Origin of the sequence: Vibrio nigripulchritudo ATCC 27043 (assembly GCF_000222685.1) — a bacterium.
GTDB classification, from domain to species: Bacteria; Pseudomonadota; Gammaproteobacteria; order Enterobacterales; family Vibrionaceae; genus Vibrio; species Vibrio nigripulchritudo.
In genome coordinates, this window is sequence record NZ_AFWJ01000035.1 from 38,844 (window position 1) to 57,125 (window position 18,282).

The 18,282-nt window shown below is 45.6% G+C and carries 15 protein-coding genes and 4 tRNA genes; 16 read left to right on the top strand and 3 right to left on the bottom strand.

The features are described from left to right. Positions 1-226: 226 nt before the first annotated feature. The 4 genes from RH89_RS04910 to RH89_RS04925 all read left to right on the top strand — a co-directional run bounded on the left by RH89_RS04910 (position 227) and on the right by RH89_RS04925 (position 656). A tRNA-Gly gene (locus RH89_RS04910) sits at positions 227-302 on the top strand. A 41-nt stretch (positions 303-343) separates the two neighbouring features. Further along, positions 344-420 (top strand) — tRNA-Met (locus tag RH89_RS04915). Positions 421-452: 32 nt separating this feature from the next. After that, positions 453-528, top strand: a tRNA-Gly gene (locus RH89_RS04920). A 52-nt stretch (positions 529-580) separates the two neighbouring features. Next, positions 581-656, top strand: a tRNA-Gly gene (locus RH89_RS04925). A 662-nt stretch (positions 657-1,318) separates the two neighbouring features. Here RH89_RS04925 and queG read toward each other — a convergent pair. After that, complete coding sequence (queG, locus tag RH89_RS04930) at positions 1,319-2,431, bottom strand: tRNA epoxyqueuosine(34) reductase QueG (RefSeq protein ID WP_004399854.1); 1,113 nt, start codon at positions 2,429-2,431, stop codon at positions 1,319-1,321. 300 nt (positions 2,432-2,731) lie between these two features. Between queG and tsaE the strand changes: the two genes are divergently transcribed. From tsaE to motX, 11 genes are all read left to right on the top strand, one after another. After that, on the top strand, positions 2,732-3,196 hold the full coding sequence (gene tsaE / locus RH89_RS04935; RefSeq protein ID WP_004399855.1) for a tRNA (adenosine(37)-N6)-threonylcarbamoyltransferase complex ATPase subunit type 1 TsaE: 465 nt from the start codon (positions 2,732-2,734) through the stop codon (positions 3,194-3,196). A gap of 23 nt (positions 3,197-3,219) precedes the next feature. Beyond that, complete coding sequence (locus tag RH89_RS04940; protein ID WP_244410397.1) at positions 3,220-4,902, top strand: LysM peptidoglycan-binding domain-containing protein; 1,683 nt, start codon at positions 3,220-3,222, stop codon at positions 4,900-4,902. After that, positions 4,902-6,881, top strand: coding sequence for a DNA mismatch repair endonuclease MutL (mutL, locus tag RH89_RS04945; protein WP_004399857.1), 1,980 nt, complete (start codon positions 4,902-4,904; stop codon positions 6,879-6,881). Before RH89_RS04940 ends, mutL begins: the two co-directional genes overlap by 1 nt. Next, a complete protein-coding gene (gene miaA / locus RH89_RS04950) occupies positions 6,881-7,813 on the top strand; it encodes a tRNA (adenosine(37)-N6)-dimethylallyltransferase MiaA (RefSeq protein WP_004399858.1) in 933 nt (310 codons plus the stop codon). Before mutL ends, miaA begins: the two co-directional genes overlap by 1 nt. 117 nt (positions 7,814-7,930) lie before the next feature. Then, complete coding sequence (gene hfq, locus RH89_RS04955) at positions 7,931-8,197, top strand: RNA chaperone Hfq (RefSeq protein ID WP_004399859.1); 267 nt, start codon at positions 7,931-7,933, stop codon at positions 8,195-8,197. Positions 8,198-8,223: 26 nt separating this feature from the next. Continuing rightward, on the top strand, positions 8,224-9,513 hold the full coding sequence (hflX, locus tag RH89_RS04960) for a ribosome rescue GTPase HflX (RefSeq protein WP_004399860.1): 1,290 nt from the start codon (positions 8,224-8,226) through the stop codon (positions 9,511-9,513). Positions 9,514-9,558: 45 nt separating this feature from the next. Beyond that, positions 9,559-10,740 carry an FtsH protease activity modulator HflK gene (gene hflK / locus RH89_RS04965; RefSeq protein WP_004399861.1) on the top strand — a complete coding sequence of 394 codons (1,182 nt, stop codon included), beginning with the start codon at positions 9,559-9,561 and terminating at the stop codon, positions 10,738-10,740. Positions 10,741-10,742: 2 nt separating this feature from the next. Next, positions 10,743-11,786 (top strand): protease modulator HflC, encoded by a 1,044-nt coding sequence (gene hflC, locus RH89_RS04970; protein ID WP_004399862.1) that lies wholly within the window; start codon positions 10,743-10,745, stop codon positions 11,784-11,786. A gap of 56 nt (positions 11,787-11,842) precedes the next feature. Next, positions 11,843-12,028: a DUF2065 domain-containing protein gene (locus tag RH89_RS29030; RefSeq protein ID WP_004399863.1), complete on the top strand. Its 186-nt coding sequence runs from the start codon at positions 11,843-11,845 to the stop codon at positions 12,026-12,028. Between the two features lie 204 nt (positions 12,029-12,232). Next, positions 12,233-13,549, top strand: coding sequence for an adenylosuccinate synthase (locus RH89_RS04980; RefSeq protein ID WP_004399864.1), 1,317 nt, complete (start codon positions 12,233-12,235; stop codon positions 13,547-13,549). A 223-nt stretch (positions 13,550-13,772) separates the two neighbouring features. Continuing rightward, positions 13,773-14,411 carry a flagellar protein MotX gene (motX, locus tag RH89_RS04985; protein ID WP_004399865.1) on the top strand — a complete coding sequence of 213 codons (639 nt, stop codon included), beginning with the start codon at positions 13,773-13,775 and terminating at the stop codon, positions 14,409-14,411. Between the two features lie 47 nt (positions 14,412-14,458). Here motX and hmpA read toward each other — a convergent pair whose 3' ends face one another. Then, positions 14,459-15,631, bottom strand: coding sequence for an NO-inducible flavohemoprotein (hmpA, locus tag RH89_RS04990; RefSeq protein ID WP_004399866.1), 1,173 nt, complete (start codon positions 15,629-15,631; stop codon positions 14,459-14,461). Between the two features lie 108 nt (positions 15,632-15,739). On the opposite strand from hmpA, the gene nsrR reads away from it, so the two are divergent. Then, entirely contained in the window at positions 15,740-16,162 is a 423-nt protein-coding gene (nsrR, locus tag RH89_RS04995; RefSeq protein ID WP_004399867.1) for a nitric oxide-sensing transcriptional repressor NsrR, read from the top strand. A 29-nt stretch (positions 16,163-16,191) separates the two neighbouring features. Here nsrR and RH89_RS05000 read toward each other — a convergent pair whose 3' ends face one another. Next, positions 16,192-18,099, bottom strand: coding sequence for a DUF3413 domain-containing protein (locus RH89_RS05000; RefSeq protein ID WP_022599739.1), 1,908 nt, complete (start codon positions 18,097-18,099; stop codon positions 16,192-16,194). Between the last annotated feature and the right edge of the window lie 183 nt (positions 18,100-18,282).

An 18,282-nucleotide genomic window follows, 5' to 3' on the forward strand; every position in this document is an offset into this window, starting at 1 on the left:
TCCCTCCTCTTATTGTCCAATGGTAAGTCTTTGGGCAATACGCAGTTTTATCCGCATTTAAAATGCAGCCAAACAACCGATTCGCTTAAGGGCTGAGCGAATCTGATTGGTTTTGTTTCTTTTTTCGGCAAACTGACAAAAAATTTAATTTTTTTGAGGGAAGGACTTGCATCACAAAAAAATGCTCTTATAATTCGCAGCCCTAAACGACGGAAACGTTGTGAATGCGACACTAGCTCAGTTGGTAGAGCGCAACCTTGCCAAGGTTGAGGTCACGAGTTCGAACCTCGTGTGTCGCTCCAGTTGAATAAGCTCTCATCATGCTTTGAATGATGAATACGGACGCGGGGTGGAGCAGCTTGGTAGCTCGTCGGGCTCATAACCCGAAGGTCGTCGGTTCAAATCCGGCCCCCGCAACCAAATTAAGATTTATTGCGATAGCGATAAGTCATGCGACACTAGCTCAGTTGGTAGAGCGCAACCTTGCCAAGGTTGAGGTCACGAGTTCGAACCTCGTGTGTCGCTCCAGTTCTTTACGAACAGAGAAAATAGCCTTCATCGTACTTTACGATGACAAGATGCGACACTAGCTCAGTTGGTAGAGCGCAACCTTGCCAAGGTTGAGGTCACGAGTTCGAACCTCGTGTGTCGCTCCAATCTCTATTCAAAAAAAGACAAAAGCTTTCATTGTGCTTAACAATGACACTTCTCCCGATAGGGAATGATGTGAAGATGCATCAACCGCTCTTTATTTAATGCTGAGAAGCATTACCCCAAAAAGAAATAAAAATAACCACCCAGTCGGGTGTTTTTTTCGTTTTCATAATACATACAGATACCGCGTCTATTAACGCTCAGTTTTCCACTGCCATAGATAAGTGCAGAGCGGAATCTGGTGCGTGTTTACAATTTCGCTAACAGACTTATCCACAAAGTGATATCTGTGGATAACTTGGTTGATAAATTGTTTTATTCGAAATGATCGGGGAAGGTGGCAAGGATCTTTCTTTTGTTCTGTTTGTCACGGATAAATATGAAAACAGTGTAAGTCTATGTATATCAAGGCTTGCGGGGTGATTTCTTAACTTTCGATATGTAAGCATTAAGATCATTAACTCGTGTTTTTTTGATCCTCGTCATTTATTGTATCTGTGTTTAACTTTTCTTTCTCCAGCTATCTGTGCTACCAAATTCGCTTTTTTCCACATAGAGCACTTTTTGAGAATTACATCAAATTATAGGTACAAAATTCGTCTCAGATTTTGAACTTTTAATTACAGAGGGTTGTACACAGTGCACCACAAATGCTTGCCAAAGGTTAAGCGTCTCTTGGTAAACCTTTCTGGATTATTCGGATAAGTCTTTCCTTTTTCCGGTCTTTTACGGGCGTTTTGGAAATTTGTGTCTCAATTGCCCATTCAATGTGGTCATCCAGGTTGTCGTCAATTCCTAAGCGACCCTCAAGAGCATAGACGATATCCTGAGAAAAGGGAGCATTTCCCATTGCAACAGCCACATTTCTCATCCATTGAATGTGCCCGATGCGTCGGATAGCTGAGCCTTCCATCTTTTTTAGAAATTCTTCTTCTGTCCAAGACATCAGAGTAAGCAAGTCTGCCGAGCCAAAAGCATCACGTCGGTGAAAATCTTTCTGGTCGGTAATATCTGCTTCACGATTCCACGGGCAAACCAATTGGCAGTCATCACAGCCGTATATTCTGTTCCCCATCTTTGAACGAAGCTCTACAGGGATTTTTCCACTTAACTCTATGGTTAAGTAAGAAATACAGAGCCTGGAATCAATGACACCTTCGCTGACAATAGCACCTGTGGGACAGGAGGTAATGCAAGCTTTACAGGTTCCGCACTGATCGGTTGAAGGTTCATCTACGGGCAAGGGGAGGTCGATCAGCAGTTCACCTAAAAAAAACCATGAGCCCGAACCTTCATCCAGTATCAAAGAGTGTTTTCCTGTCCAGCCCAGTCCGGCTTTTTGCGCGATGGGGCGTTCCAGAATTGGGGCAGAATCTACAAAGGGTCGGTAACCAAATTGCCCCACTTCCGCTTCGATTCTCTGACCTAGTTTCTTTAACTGGTTGCGAACGAGCTTGTGATAGTCACGCCCTAAGGCGTACCGGCTAATATAGCCTTGAGTGGAGTCTTCTAAATTACTGGCAAACTGTGCATCTGGTGGAAGGTAGTTCATCCGGGCGCTGATGGCTCTGACTGTGCCAGGCAGCAGTTCAGCGGGACGAGCACGCATCATTCCGTGGCGTGCCATCCAGTCCATTTCTCCGTGGTAGCCAGCATCGAGCCAGTCTTGAAGTGACTTTTCATGCTCAGACAAATCAACATCGCAGATGCCGACTTTCTGAAAACCAAGCTCGGTTGCCCACTGCTTAATTTTTATGGCAAGTTCGGAGTAATCCATAGCTTTGGAGTGATTCTTAGCGCCGACAGCGTGAAAAATGGGCGACGATTCTAACTGATTCAAATGACAAAAAGAACTCCTTTTCGCGTAACTAATGTTTATCTTGATTGTCTCAAATTAAGGAAAGGATCTCTGTCGCCACGAGCATTAAAGCGAGCTTTTCACAAGATTCGCCTTCAAAGGTGAATTTTTTGTCTTTTCCTAACAGATAAGATCTTGTCTCTCAAAACCAACACGGTTTACTATTCGGTTTCTTTTGAATTTTATATAGTCGTTGATCGGCACTGGAACATGCAACAAATGAACATGAAACACTTCACTCTCATTGATGAAAACGCCACCGTTGAATTTGGACAACTTGTCGCGAAAGCATGTCACCAGCAAACCACCATTTACTTGCACGGCGATCTTGGTGCAGGAAAAACCACATTCAGTCGTGGTTTTATTCGCTCACTGGGACATACTGGCAATGTAAAAAGCCCTACTTACACTCTAGTAGAGCCGTATCAGTTGGACGAGTGGCAAGTTTATCATTTCGATTTGTATCGTCTGGCTGATCCTGAAGAGCTAGAATTCATGGGAATTCGTGACTATTTTACTCCTGATGCGATCTGTTTAGTTGAGTGGCCGGAAAAAGGAGAGGGGCTATTGCCTTCTCCAGATTTAGATATTGAGATCAAATATGACCAATCACAACGTATTGCTACGGTCACAGCCAATACGGACTACGGTCATGCCTTGCTTAAGAACCTGGAGTCGTGTTGATTTATAAGCAATTTCAAGCACTCATACTGCTTGCTTTCTTTTTTCTGTTTGGGGTTGCGGCCAAGGTTTCAGCCAATACGCTGGAAGGGGTGAGGGTTTGGCCTTCGCCCGAAGAAACCCGAATTGTCATTGATTTGAGCAGTGAAGCTAACTACACGTATTTCACTCTGAGTAGTCCAGAGCGTCTGGTGGTGGATCTGAAACAGACTGACATCGCTGCAAAGCTGCCGATCAACGTTAAAGACTCTCCTGTACTCAAGAAAATCCGAAAAAGCAGCCCTCCTTCAAAAGGGACGTATCGACTGGTTTTTGAATTAAAAAAGAAAACCAAGGCAAATCTGTTCAAGCTGAGTCCTACGCCTGGTGGTCAGTATGGGCACCGTTTGGTGATTGACTTACCTCATGGCAAAGTGGCGACGCCAGCGCCAACTAAACCTGCCAATCCTCTTATCCCTAAGAAAACCACACCAAGTAAAGACGCGTCGCAATTCTTGGGCAATGCGGATGTGATAGTGGCGATAGATCCCGGGCACGGAGGTGAAGATCCTGGTTCTATCGGACCGACGAAAAAGTACGAAAAACACGCCACGCTGATCATTTCAAAGAAATTAGCCAGCGAATTAAACCAGGTTCGCGGGGTACGCGCCGTTCTTACTCGAACAGGTGACTACTTTGTTAATCTGAATAAGCGTTCTTCGATCGCGCGTAAGAATAAAGCACACCTTCTTGTATCAGTGCATGCCGACAGTTTCCGCTCACCTCAGCCACGCGGTGGCTCTGTCTTTGTGCTTAATGTTCGTCGTGCCAATAGTGAAATTGCTCGTTGGGTCGAAAAGCACGAGGAGCAATCCGAACTTCTAGGTGGTGCGGGTGAAGTCTTATCTAAGGTCAACAACGACAGAAACGTCAGTCAGACCTTGCTAGACCTAAAATTCAGCCATTCACAAAAAGAAGGGTATAAGGTTGCCACCAAGATTCTGAAGGAAATGGGAAAAGTAACCCGCCTTCATAAGAAAGAGCCTGTTCACGCAAGCCTTGCGGTCTTGAAGTCTCCGGATATTCCATCGGTACTGGTTGAAACGGGTTTTATGTCCAACCCGGTTGAAGAGAAACTGTTGTTCCAGCGCTCGCATCAAAACAAGCTGGCGAAAGCGCTATCGAAAGCCATTGTCAGTTACTTTGAGGCAAACCCGCCGGAAGGAACCTGGCTCGCGAACAAAGGTGCAACTATTAAGCATAAAGTGGTTCGAGGCGAATCTCTGTCCCGAATTGCTCAGAAGTATGGCACGACGACCAAAGCCATTATGGCAACCAACAAACTGAAAAGTACCAATATTGCCGTTGGGCAAGTTTTGTTGATTTCTGGTGGCGCGCCATCAGAGCCTAAGGTGAAGACAGAAATCATTACTCACGTGGTGAAATCAGGTGAGTATCTTGGCAAGATTGCCAATAAGTACAAAGTGTCTGTTGCGAGTATTAAACAGCGTAATAATCTGAAATCGAATACTCTAAAGGTTGGTCAGAAGCTAAAAATTCAGGTGAAGCTCAAAGATAAGCCGATTGTGAAGCACAAAGTGAAACGCGGCGAGTATCTTGGAAAAATCGCCTCGAAATATGGGGTTTCGACTTCGGCAATCAAAAAAGTGAATAACCTAAAATCTGATACCTTGTCTGTTGGTCAGGTTTTGATAATCCCGAGTAAATAATGACGATTAAAATACTGCCAGCCAGATTAGCGAACCAAATAGCCGCAGGGGAAGTGGTAGAACGCCCTGCGTCAGTCGTGAAAGAGTTGGTGGAAAACAGCTTAGATTCAGGAGCCACGCGCATCGATATCGATATCGAAAAGGGCGGTTCTAAGCTGATTCGTGTTCGGGATAACGGCAAAGGCATTGCCAAAGACGAGCTAGGTTTGGCGTTAAGCCGCCATGCCACGTCAAAGATTCACACCTTGGACGATCTTGAAGCTATTATGAGCCTGGGGTTTCGTGGTGAAGCACTGGCCAGTATCAGCTCTGTGTCTCGTCTTACCATGACTTCCCGACCTGCTACACAGGATGAGGCATGGTCTGCGTACAGTGAAGGTCGAGATATGGAAGTAAAACTCCAGCCAACCGCTCATCCAATCGGTACGTCGGTGGAAGTGCTGGATTTGTTCTTCAATACCCCCGCTCGCCGAAAATTCTTAAGAACAGAAAAAACCGAATTTTCTCATATCGATGAATTGCTTAAGCGCATAGCTCTGAGCCGTTTTGATGTGACGATTAATTTGCGTCACAACGGAAAAATGGTGCGTCAGTACCGAGCCGCAAAAACCGAACGACAGACAGAAGCGCGTATTTCAGCAGTTTGTGGCAGTGCGTTTGTTCGACACATATTGAACATAGAGCTAGAACATCAAGGGTTGAAACTTCACGGTTGGATCACCACTCCCGAAGGTGCACGCCAGCAAAGCGATCTGCAATATTGTTACGTCAACGGTCGTATGATGAGGGACAAACTCATTAATCACGCGATTCGTCAGAGTTACGAAAACAGCCTGAGCCCAGACCAATTCGCTACGTATGTTTTGTTTATTGAGCTGGACCCACATCAGGTGGATGTGAATGTTCATCCTGCCAAGCATGAGGTGCGATTCCACCAAGCCCGTCTGGTTCATGACTTTATCTATCAGGCGCTGAGTGATGCTTTGTCTCAAACCGAGTCGATTACTCCCGCTGAGACCCGTGCGTCCGCTTATCATCAGCCCGCGCCCCAGCAGGATGATCAGCATCGAGTAATGGAAGCCATCGCCAGCACGCCTGCGTATCCGAGAAAAGCAGAGGCTTCTGCTTATGTGCCTCAGGCGTTCACAGACACTCACTCCGTGCCTTCACATCATTCCTACTCAGAACCGAAAACTCCGAGCTTGGGCACCCCCCCTTCTTCGCCAGAGCCAACGAATACTGCCCGAAACGAATGGCAACAGTCTAAGCCTGTTTCTGGTGGAGCGAAGCCCAGAAGCAAAGCAAAGGAAGATGCGCCAACCTGGCAAGAAGTGAGAGCCTATAAAGAGCTGCTGAAAACACCGGAAGACATTGAACCTGTAGAATCGGTTGGCTCCGATAAGCCTGAAATTCCTAAGAGTCATGTGGTGCTTGGAAAAGCATTTACGGTTGTGGATCAGCAGTATCTCCTGATGCAAGCCGAACCTTCCTGCGTTCTTGTGAATTTACCGCGAGCAGAGTGGTACAGAACGCAATCTCAATTGTCTGTGGGACATGGTCCGCTCAAAGCTCAACCATTATTAGTGCCGTTATCCATTAAGTTGGATAAGAGCCTGGTAGAACAAGTCTCACAATTTGATACTTTGCTTCAGCAGCTCGGAATTCAGCTGCGGGAAAAAAATGCTCGCAGTATCATGGTCATGGCGGTTCCCCAACCTCTCAGACAGCAAAACTTACAAATCTTGATACCAGATCTGTTATCGTATCTGCAGAAACAAACCAATGAGGTTGAAGCAGAGCGGATATCTAAATGGCTTGCGACCGAAGTGACTCAGGTAAAAGATACCTATACCGCATCGGAAGCCATTCAATTGATAGCAGATATTGAGAATTTGAGAGCAGGCAAAATGCCAGTCGAGGATCCAGTATTCTGTCAGCCCGTTAACTTCGCTTCAGCCATTGCAGCAATGAATTCGTGATGACAGATAAACTTCCTCTGGCGCTGTTTTTAATGGGGCCAACCGCATCGGGTAAAACCGAAATCGCCATACGTTTAAGACAAAAATATCCCGTTGAAATCATCAGTGTGGACTCCGCATTGATATACAAAGGGATGGACATTGGCACCGCCAAACCCGATGAGGAAGAGCAGGCGAAAGCGCCTCATCGCTTGATTGATATATTGGATCCGAGTGAATCGTACTCAGCCGCTGATTTTCGTCGTGATGCGCTTTCAGAAATGAATGAAATTGTCGCCGCCGGTAAAATTCCGCTCTTGGTTGGCGGAACTATGCTGTATTACAAAGCTCTATTAGAAGGGTTGTCACCTTTGCCTGCGGCAGATCCTGCAATTCGTCAACAAATAGAGCAAGATGCGTTGACTTTAGGTTGGTCTGCGTTGCACGATCAACTCAAGGATATTGATCCTGTATCAGCGAAGAGAATCCACCCGAATGATCCACAAAGATTGTCACGGGCATTGGAAGTTTACAAAATTTCAGGTAAAACTCTTACTGAGCTGACCAAAAAGCAAGGTGAACCCTTGCCATTCCGGGTTAAGCAATTTGCAATAGCCCCCAAGGAAAGGGCAGAGCTCCACCGCCGTATCGAGCTTCGTTTCGAAAAAATGATCGATGCAGGGTTTGAAGAAGAGGTTCAGGCGTTATACGCTAGAAAAGATCTTCACCCGGATCTTCCTTCGATTCGATGTGTTGGTTACAGGCAAATGTGGGACTATTTGGATGGGAACTGTACGTTAGATGAAGCGGTATTTCGCGGAGTCTGTGCAACCCGTCAATTGGCCAAGCGACAGATCACCTGGTTGCGCAGTTGGGATGATTTAACTTGGTTAGATAGCGAAAACATTGATGAAGCGCTCGAAAGTATGTCAAATGCCATAGCATCTGATTGACTTGACTGTGTATAATGTGATCGTTTTTGCGCATTTTTTTCATTTAGCTCGGATGCAAAAACAGCTCTCTGAATAGCTAAATAAAACTAAAACTACAATCAAATAAGGAAAAATAAAATGGCTAAGGGGCAGTCTTTACAAGACCCATTTCTAAATGCGCTACGTCGTGAGCGTGTACCTGTGTCTATTTATCTGGTGAACGGTATCAAACTTCAAGGACAAATCGAGTCTTTCGATCAGTTCGTGATCTTATTGAAAAACACTGTAAACCAAATGGTATATAAGCATGCAATTTCTACTGTGGTTCCTGCTCGCGCAGTAACTCACCACAGTAACAATGAACGTTCTCCTTCAGAGCGTCCACAAGAGAAATCTGAAGATTAATAGTACTTTAGTAAGGAGTTGAGTGCTTGTTTGACCGTTATGAAGCCGGTGAACAGGCTGTACTTGTTCATATCAACTTCACGCAAGAAGGTGAATGGGAAGATCTAGCTGAATGTGAAATGCTAGTGACGTCCGCAGGGGTTGAAGTTTTGCAGGTTGTTACCGGCAGTCGTCAATCCCCTCACCCTAAATACTATGTCGGGGAGGGTAAAGCTCAGGAAATCGCTCAGGCAGTGAAAAGCTCCGGAGCTGAGATCGTGATCTTTAACCACTCCCTTTCTCCTGCCCAAGAACGAAATCTTGAACATCTTTTCAAATGTCGGGTCTTAGATCGTACTGGTCTGATTCTGGATATTTTCGCCCAACGCGCTCGTACTCACGAAGGTAAACTGCAAGTTGAACTGGCACAGTTGCGCCACATTTCAACGCGCTTAATTCGTGGTTGGACGCACTTGGAGCGTCAGAAAGGGGGGATAGGTTTACGTGGACCAGGTGAAACTCAGTTAGAAACTGACCGACGGTTGTTGCGTGATCGTATCAAAGCCATTCTCCGAAGGCTGGAGAAGGTTGCTAAACAGCGTGAACAAGGTCGCCGAGCTCGTAATCGCGCAGAAATCCCAACCATCTCGTTAGTGGGTTACACCAACGCAGGTAAATCAACCTTGTTTAACCGAATCACGGAAGCGGGTGTATACGCAGCGGATCAGCTGTTTGCTACATTGGACCCTACGCTACGTAAGATAGAGTTAAGCGACGTTGGTACAGCGATTCTCGCGGATACTGTTGGATTTATCCGACATTTACCCCACGATCTGGTTGCTGCATTTAAAGCCACACTTCAGGAAACGCAAGAAGCTGACATTTTGTTACATGTTGTCGATGCCAGTGATGAGCGTTTTCGTGAGAATATTCAAGCTGTACATGACGTGCTAGAAGAGATTGACGCACACGAAGTGCCCACTCTTGTCGTGATGAACAAGATTGACAATATGGAAGGTCAACAACCCAGAATTGAATACGATGATGAGGGGATGCCTCAGCGCGTTTGGGTTTCAGCTATGGAAGGTGTAGGTATTGAACTGCTGTTTGAAGCGCTGACTCAGCGTTTAGCAAGTCAAATGGTTCAGTATCAGCTTCGGATTCCACCTCAATATCAGGGCAGATTCCGTAGTACTTTCTTCCAATTGAAAAGTATTCAACAAGAGGCGTATGATGAGCAAGGCAATTTGCTGATCGATGTCCGAATGCAACAAGTAGATTGGTCTAGACTAGAAAAAAGAGAAGGGGCAGTTTTAGGTGACTTTATAGTTACTTAAAGGACTGCTACAGTATAACGTCATATCAAATGATGGAGCTTTCTAATGGCGTGGAATGAGCCTGGAAATAACAACGGCGATAATGGCCGCGATAAAGACCCTTGGGGGAATAATAATCGTGGTCGTGATCAAGGTCCGCCAGATTTAGATGAAGTATTTAATAAGCTGAGTCAGAAGCTGGGTGGAAAGTTTGGTAAGCGCGGGGGCAACGGAGCCTCAATCGGTGGCGGTGGTGCTATCGGATTGGGTTTGATTGCAGTTGTTGCCATCGTGATTTGGGTAGTGTCAGGTTTCTACACCGTAGGTGAAGCAGAGCGTTCTGTTGTGCTGCGCTTGGGTAAAGAAGACCGAATCGAAGGTCCGGGTCTTAAATGGCACCCTAAGTTCATCGATACCTATGAGCTTGTTAATGTACAAGCGATTCGTTCACTACGCGCATCAGGCTTGATGCTGACTAAAGATGAGAACGTAGTAACGGTTGAAATGGGTGTTCAGTACCGAGTTTCTGACCCATACAAATACCTATACACAGTAACAAATGCAGACGACAGCTTACGCCAAGCGACTGACTCTGCACTTCGCGCCGTGATTGGTGACTCTTTGATGGATAGCATTCTGACGAGTGGTCGTCAGCAGATTCGTCAAAGCACGCAAGACACATTGAACCGCATCATTGATGGTTACGATATGGGTATCGTAGTCGTGGATGTGAACTTCCAGTCTGCACGTCCGCCAGAGCAAGTAAAAGATGCATTTGATGATGCTATCGCGGCTCGTGAGGATGAGGAGCGTTTTGTTCGTGAAGCAGAAGCTTACAAAAACGAAATTCTTCCTAAAGCAACAGGTCGTGCTGAGCGTCTGAAGAAAGAAGCTTTGGGTTACTCTGAGCGTACAGTAAACGAAGCACTTGGTCAGGTTGCACAGTTTGAGAAACTGCTTCCTGAATACCAGGCCGCTCCTGAAGTTACACGTAACCGTCTATACCTAGACACAATGGAAGAAGTGTACACCAGTACTTCAAAAGTGCTGATCGACTCTGAATCCAGCGGCAATCTGCTTTACCTGCCAATCGACAAGATTACTGGTCAGGCAGCGGACACCACTAATACGAAACGTAAAGCGAAATCAACATCAGCATATGATCAGATTGAATTGGAATCAGAGCGTACTGATACCTCATCATCTACGCAATCTCGCTCAACTGGCTCACGTCAAGGGAGATACTAATTATGCGTAAATTAATGATCCCAGTATTGGTTGTTGTTCTGGCGCTGTTTTTAATGTCCGTATTCGTTATACCTGAAGGCGAAAAAGGTATTGTTATCCGCTTCGGGGAAGTGCAAAAAGACGTTAAAACCGAAACCGTGGTTGAAGACGGCGTTGAAACAACGGTGGATGTTCTGGATGAGAACGGTCAGCCTATTATCATCTCTAAGATCTACGAACCTGGCTTGCACTTCAAACTGCCTTTGTTTGATCGTGTGAAGCGATTGGATGCTCGTATTCAAACGATGGATGGTCGTGCAGACCGTTTCGTAACATCTGAGAAAAAAGACGTTATCATCGATTCCTACGTGAAGTGGAAGATCCAAGACTTTGGACAATACTACCTGGCGACAGGCGGTGGCGATTCACTGACGGCACAAGCACTACTTGAGCGTAAAGTGACAGACGTACTTCGTGCAGAAATCGGTTCCCGTGAAATCAAGCAGATCGTATCTGGTCCACGAAATAACGACGTGCTACCTGAAGACGTAAACAGCGAAGAGCTCTCTACCGAAGCTGCGAAGCAAGCGCTAGAGATTGACGGTGAGCGTGACAAGATCATGGCTGACGTACTTAGCGAGACTCGCATCAGTGCTCTGAGTGACTTGGGTATTGAAGTGGTTGACTTCCGAATGAAGAAAATCAACCTTCCTGACGAAATCAGTGAGTCTATCTACCGTCGTATGCGTGCAGAACGTGAATCTGTCGCGCGTAAGCACCGTTCGCAAGGTCGTGAGAAAGCGGAAGTTATTCGTGCTCAAGCTGAGCTAGAAGTAGCTACGCTACTGGCTGAAGCTGATAAGACGGCTCGTGTAACACGAGGTGAAGCTGACGCTCGTGCCGCGAAGATCTACTCGGATTCTTACGGTAAAGATCCTGAATTCTTTAGCTTCCTTCGTTCACTGAATGCTTACGAAAAATCATTCGGCAGCAAGAGCGACATCCTTGTACTTGACCCGAACAGTGAGTTCTTTAAGTACATGAACGACGCTAAAGGCGCAAACTAATCGAAAAGCCCCGAAAGGGGCTTTTTTACATCTACTCAATTTTACCTATACATCACATGTCTGATTCATTATGGCTAGCACTGGGATTGGTGCTGATTCTTGAAGGTCTGGGACCGCTCATTGCACCAAAAGGCTGGCGCAACATGATACAGGAGCTGAGCAGCCAGCCCGACAATCAACTCAGAAGAATCGGTGGGTGCCTTGTAGTCGCAGGTGCTGTGATTGCATATGTATTTAGTTAAGCTTTGAATAAATAGAGCTAAATACACAACAGATATTCGCTCTAATTTAAGGTGTTTTGCTGCCTTCCCACCCGATTCTTCCACTATTATTCCTTGCGCTACATACCCTTACATAAGTGTTTCACTTTTATGCTTAAAAAATGACTGCATCTTTTATTCGTAGGTGCTAGAATCCATTTTTAATCAGCAATCAGACTTGGAAAGATGGGAAATAACGTAGTCGTTCTGGGCACCCAATGGGGTGACGAAGGTAAAGGTAAAATCGTAGACCTTTTAACTGAAGATGCAAAATACGTGGTTCGCTACCAAGGCGGTCACAACGCAGGTCACACTCTAGTCATCGACGGTGAAAAAACCGTTCTTCATTTGATTCCATCAGGTATTCTTCGCGATAACGTAAAATGTGTTATCGGTAATGGTGTTGTTCTATCACCAGAAGCACTTCTTAAAGAAATGAAGCCTCTTGAAGAGCGTGGCATCCCAGTGAGCGAGCGTCTTTTCATTTCTGAAGCATGTCCTCTAATTCTTCCTTACCACATTGCTCTGGACCAGGCGCGTGAAATCGCTCGTGGTAAAAAAGCGATTGGTACAACAGGTCGTGGTATCGGTCCTGCTTACGAAGATAAAGTGGCTCGTCGTGGTTTACGTGTAGGCGACTTGTTCGACAAAGAAGCTTTTGCAGAGAAGCTGAAAGAAGTGATGGAGTACCACAACTTCCAGCTAGTGAACTTCTACAAAGCTGACGCAGTAAGCTACGAAGAAGTTCTTGAGCAGGCAATGGGCTATGCTGATCTACTGACTTCTATGGTTATCGATGTCACTGACGAGCTAGACGCGGCGCGTAAGCGTGGCGATAAGATCATGTTTGAAGGTGCTCAAGGCACACTTCTGGACATCGACCACGGTACTTACCCTTATGTAACGTCTTCTAACACGACCGCTGGTGGTGTTGCTGCTGGTTCAGGTTTTGGTCCTCGCCACATCGGCTACATCCTTGGTATCACTAAAGCTTACTGTACTCGTGTTGGTTCTGGTCCATTCCCGACTGAATTGTACGATGGTCAAGATAAGCAAGATCCTGTAGGTAAGCACCTGGGTGATGTAGGTCACGAGTTTGGCGCGACAACAGGTCGTCTGCGCCGTACTGGTTGGTTTGATGCTGTTGCGATGCGTCGCGCAATTCAAATCAACTCAATCACTGGCTTCTGTCTAACTAAGCTGGATGTATTGGATGGTCTGGAAGAGCTGAAAATCTGTACAGGCTACAAGATGAAAGACGGCTCTATCCTAGAAGTGTCTCCAATGGCTGCAGAAGCATTCGAAGAAGCGACACCTATCTACGAAACAATGCCTGGCTGGTCTGAGAACACATTTGGTGCGACATCTATCGATGCTCTACCTAAAGCTGCTTTAGACTACATTAAGCGTATTGAAGAGCTTACGGGTGTACCAGTAGACATTGTCTCTACAGGTCCTGACCGTAACGAGACTATCATCAAGGTTCACCCGTTTAACGCGTAATCTTTTGATTGATTTGAATTTTAAGTGCCAGCTCTTCGGAGCTGGCATTTTTTGTTTGTACCTTTGCATTTCTCTTTAGAATTTTCTTTCTAGCAATATCGCACTGCTTAGATTACTTTTTATTCATTGTCTGGCAAAATATTGCCAAAGATCGGCAATACTTGGCTAAAGAGTTAGCAATCTTTGCCGATACAAAAGCACGGTATGAATAAAGAGTGCGATTATGAAACTACGAGCTGTCACAGCTTCGTTGATTCTCGCCCTGTGTACCCGAGTGGGGTTAGCCAATGCGGATAGCCACATCGGTGGACCAGTGCCAGTCTACACGGAAGCTGAGCTGATCAATCTGATTGAAAAGAACAAACATCTCGAACGAGTTAAAGCAGATAGCTGCCAGCTTGTAGAAGATATCGTTGCTCGTGCGACACGGATCAGCCTGCCTGCTTACGAATTTTTGTACGGTGATATGTTAGCCTGGGGTGTGTGTGTCGACCAAGATGTGGAGCTTGGGCTCTACTACATGGAAAATGCAGCGCATCAAGGTTTACCTGCGGCACTTGAACAAATAGGCCGATACTATTCGCGTGGAACTCTGGTTCAGCAAGACAAAGAGCGTGCGATTCCCTATTTGCGGGAAGCTGCCTCCATGGGCAACATCAATGCGCGAATTCATTTAGCCGAATTATTGCTTCGTGATTATGGTAGCCCTCTGGATTATGAAGATGCCTATCGCTGGCTATACAACTCAGTGACACCGGATAAAAGGCAACATCGCCGAATCTCCATGCTAAGGCAGGGATTGGAGCAGAGGATGCCAGAAAATATCATTGCCAGAGCCAAACGGCGTTCTACCTTCTGGTAAAAACACAAATGCCCCGACAAGTCGGGGCATTGTTATTTTTATTGTTTTTACAGCACTTTATGAGGACCAAAGCATTCGTAATGAATACGGTCTTTGGATACACCTAATTCTAAAAGCTGGTTGGCGACAAACTGCATAAACCCAACGGGTCCGCAGAAGTAAAAGTCAGTTTCTTTCCAGTTGATTCGCTCTTTAATCTGCTCAAGCTGCATCAACCCTTCTTGTACGCCTGCTTCCCCTTTATGTTCTCTATACCAGTTGAATTGGTTCACAAGGTCATATTGCTTCTCCAGTTCATCTATTCGATCAGAAAATGCATGATGCTCTTTGTTTTCTGCTGCATGTATCCAGTGGATAGGGGCTTCATGAATACCAGTAATGGACTCCATCATGGAAAGCAGTGGAGTGATACCGACACCCGCAGAGATCAGTGCTACTGGAGTAAATTTATCACTGGTGAAAAAGAAGTCACCACAAGGCGGAGCCAGTCGAACAGAGTCACCGACTGTTAGGTGATCATGCAAGTAGTTGGAGACAACACCCTCAGATTCACGTTTGACTGAGATGCGATACTCTCTGCCATTTGGTGCATCAGACAGGCTGTATTGTCTGATTTCTTGGTACTCAAATTGTTCAGGAGTTAGGTAGATACCGACGTATTGACCTGGAATGTAATCAACAACGGGTTGTTGATCTTTTGGTTCGAATACGAAACTCGTGATGACTTCGCTCTCCTGGCGCTTCTCTTTAAGTACGAATTCTCTTGTTCCTCGCCATCCACCTGTTTGGCTTTCTGTCTCTGAGTAAATGGTTTCTTCACGATCAATAAATACCTGAGCAAGCAACCCATAGGCCTCTCCCCACGCTTCCAGCACTTCTTGTCCCGGTGCGAACAACTCGTCAATGGTCGCTAGCAGGTGACCACCGACGATCTGATATTGATCTGCGGTGATGTTAAAACTGGTGTGCTTCTGCGCGATTTTTTCTACGACAGGGAGTAAAACTTCAATGTTATCGATATTGGCAGCGTAGCCATGAACAGCATTGAAAAGCGCTTCTCTCTGAGCCCCGTTTTGCTGGTGAGTCAGGTTAAAAATGTCTTTCAATTCAGGGTTATGATTAAACATACGATCATAGAAGTGAGCGGTGAGTTTAGGACCTGTTTCGGCGAGAAGTGGTGCGGTGGATTTTACGATATCTATGGTTGATTGCTTGAGCATTTGGGCTTCCTATTTTAAACATGTATTTATAATGCATGTTTTAAGTTGTATCTAAAATATATCTTTTAGTCAATGGAAGTTTTACAATTCACGGAGGAGGAATTCGCATTGCAGTTAACAAACTTTACCGACTTCGGAATTCGCGCGTTGATCTATTTGGCGTCGCTTCCAAGTGGCGAACTCACCAGCATTCAGAAAGTTAGTGATACCTTTGATGTTTCTAAAAACCACATGGTTAAAATCATCAATAAACTTGGTCAGCTTGGCTATGTGAAAACGGTCAGGGGTAAGAACGGAGGAATATGCCTTGGTCGACCCGCTGAAACCATTTTAATTGGAAACGTGATTCGGGACATCGAACCGCTGGATGTGGTGAACTGTGCGCCTGAGTTTTGTCATATCACGCCTGCCTGTAAGTTAAAGGCACACCTTGCCAGAGCGAAACTGGCTTTTTTGGCAGAGCTCGATCACTGCACGATTGCAGATATGCTGACAGACAACTCGGAATTGTTGATTTTGCTAAAAAGATAGGCGCACTGGAAAAGTGCGCCTAAAGAGAGTTACTTCGCGTAAGTAGACATTTGAACCAGCAGCTTGGTGAGCTCACTGTTCGGCATGGTGCGTTTTTCTTTCTTGTTGAGCGACAAGTCGGTGACTTCGGTGTATCCACCCGGTCGGTTCACAATAATCTCATTTCCACCCACAATACCGTAATCCATATAACTGCCTACAATGACCCAGTTCTCTTCCCGGTTGTTATTAAACAAATCCACTCCAACACTGTAATCAGAAATGTCATTGCTGACGCCTAGCGGTTCTTTCATCAGCGTTGGAGGAATATCCAGATGGCTGGTTCTCGCATAGATGATATCTGCCGCTTTACCTGGGTGGTATAGATACAGTGGAACATGAACCTGTGCGGGTGCATAGTTGCTGCCATGTCCCCAGTAGTTCTTTTTGTAGTCGTTGAACTCTTCACCGTGATCAGATGTGATGACCACAATGGTGTTATCAAGCTCGCCAGCCTGTTCCAGTTTTCCTAACACCTCTCCGATCAGCTTATCAATGTAGAAAAGCGAATTTCGGTAGCGGTTCCGGTATTCCGTCGGATCAAAGTCGTTGTTCAGCTTCACGTGGTCGACGCGATCCCAATAAGGTTCGAACGGTGTCTTCATGTCATTGGGGAATGAAGTACCATGCGCAGCATCATAGAACAGGAATCCGAAATAAGGTTTTGTATCGTCTTTGCTGTCCAGGAAGTCGAGAAAATCATCAGTGATTTTACGATCCCGTTCAGCTGGTGTATCGCCAGGTGTCGTGACGGTCAAGTCCTGGATGCCAGCAAACACGGTGCGATCAAATGGTGGGCTATGCAAAGGCGCAGAACCATGAATCGACATTTGGTAATTCAGCGAGTGCAGTGTTTCCATCAGAACCGGTTGCTGCTGACTTGAGCGTACCGCATCCCAGTACGTAGAAGGAATACCATAAAACAGGCTGAAGATACCCATTTGAGTGGAGTTACCCCCGCTCAGGTGCTCTTTAAATACCAAGCTTTGCTTACCAAACGTTTCGATATTCGGCGTTACCTGTTCGTTTGCATCATCAAAACGCCAGGCATCAAGTACAATCACAACCATGTTTGGTGTTTCTGAACCAGCCTCAACAGCAATTGGCTTTAAAGGGTAATTTAGGTTGGTGACCTTCTGATGCGAGATTTTAGTATGAGCATCACGACCTGCCTGTTGCTCTACCCAACCGTTATCTTCCAACCAGTCATTGGCTGTAAGAGGAAGATAGAGTGGCCAGTGATGGCTATAACTCGGGATAACCTGATCAAAGTTTGCGTACTTCCAAGCGTGAGTCAGCTGGCTAAACAGCAGACAACTGAACCATACGCTGATACCCAACAGGAAATAACGCTTTTTCGTTTTTACCCAGCGGTTAGCGAGCACAATGGTCATGATAATAGCGTTGATCAATCCAAACACCACCACACCACCGACCAACAAGGTAAACCACGAGACATCAATAATCTGGTCACCGCCTTCAATCAACAGCTCGAAAACGAATCCGTTTAAATGAAAGCGATACTGGTTATAAACCTGAGTGTCAATGGCAACCATTACGGCTGTCACGATAAAAGGCAGGACAGCAATAAACCGGAAGAGGCGAGTGGGAAGCCACAGCAGCAAGAGAGATGGAATGGCACAGAGTACGGCCATTAACCCAAACAGACCCACTTGCGTGGAAAAGATATAAGGGTATGACAACCAACTACCTTCAGGAATATCCATCCAACTGACATAGGGCAGCGCAATCAAACACAATAAAACGGTGTTCAATAGTAGTAAGCAGAAAATCCATCGCGAGTTAAAGCAAAGCTTCTCGCGAAGCGCAGAAAAAAACATAAAATCTAATGGGTATCCAGAAAGAGTCGGGCATTTTACAAAGGATCTGAAGTACATTTCAAGCATCCATTTACCAGACCTATATATTGCATAAAATTTGTTTAGCTGAATATTTATCACATCGATTTGTCACAAATTGTCCAGATAATCGATTAACTGGGCAATTTCGAATAAACATAATAATTAGCGCGATGACATCCCTTAAGCTGTAGGTAGTCGTAAGATTTAGATATACTTAAG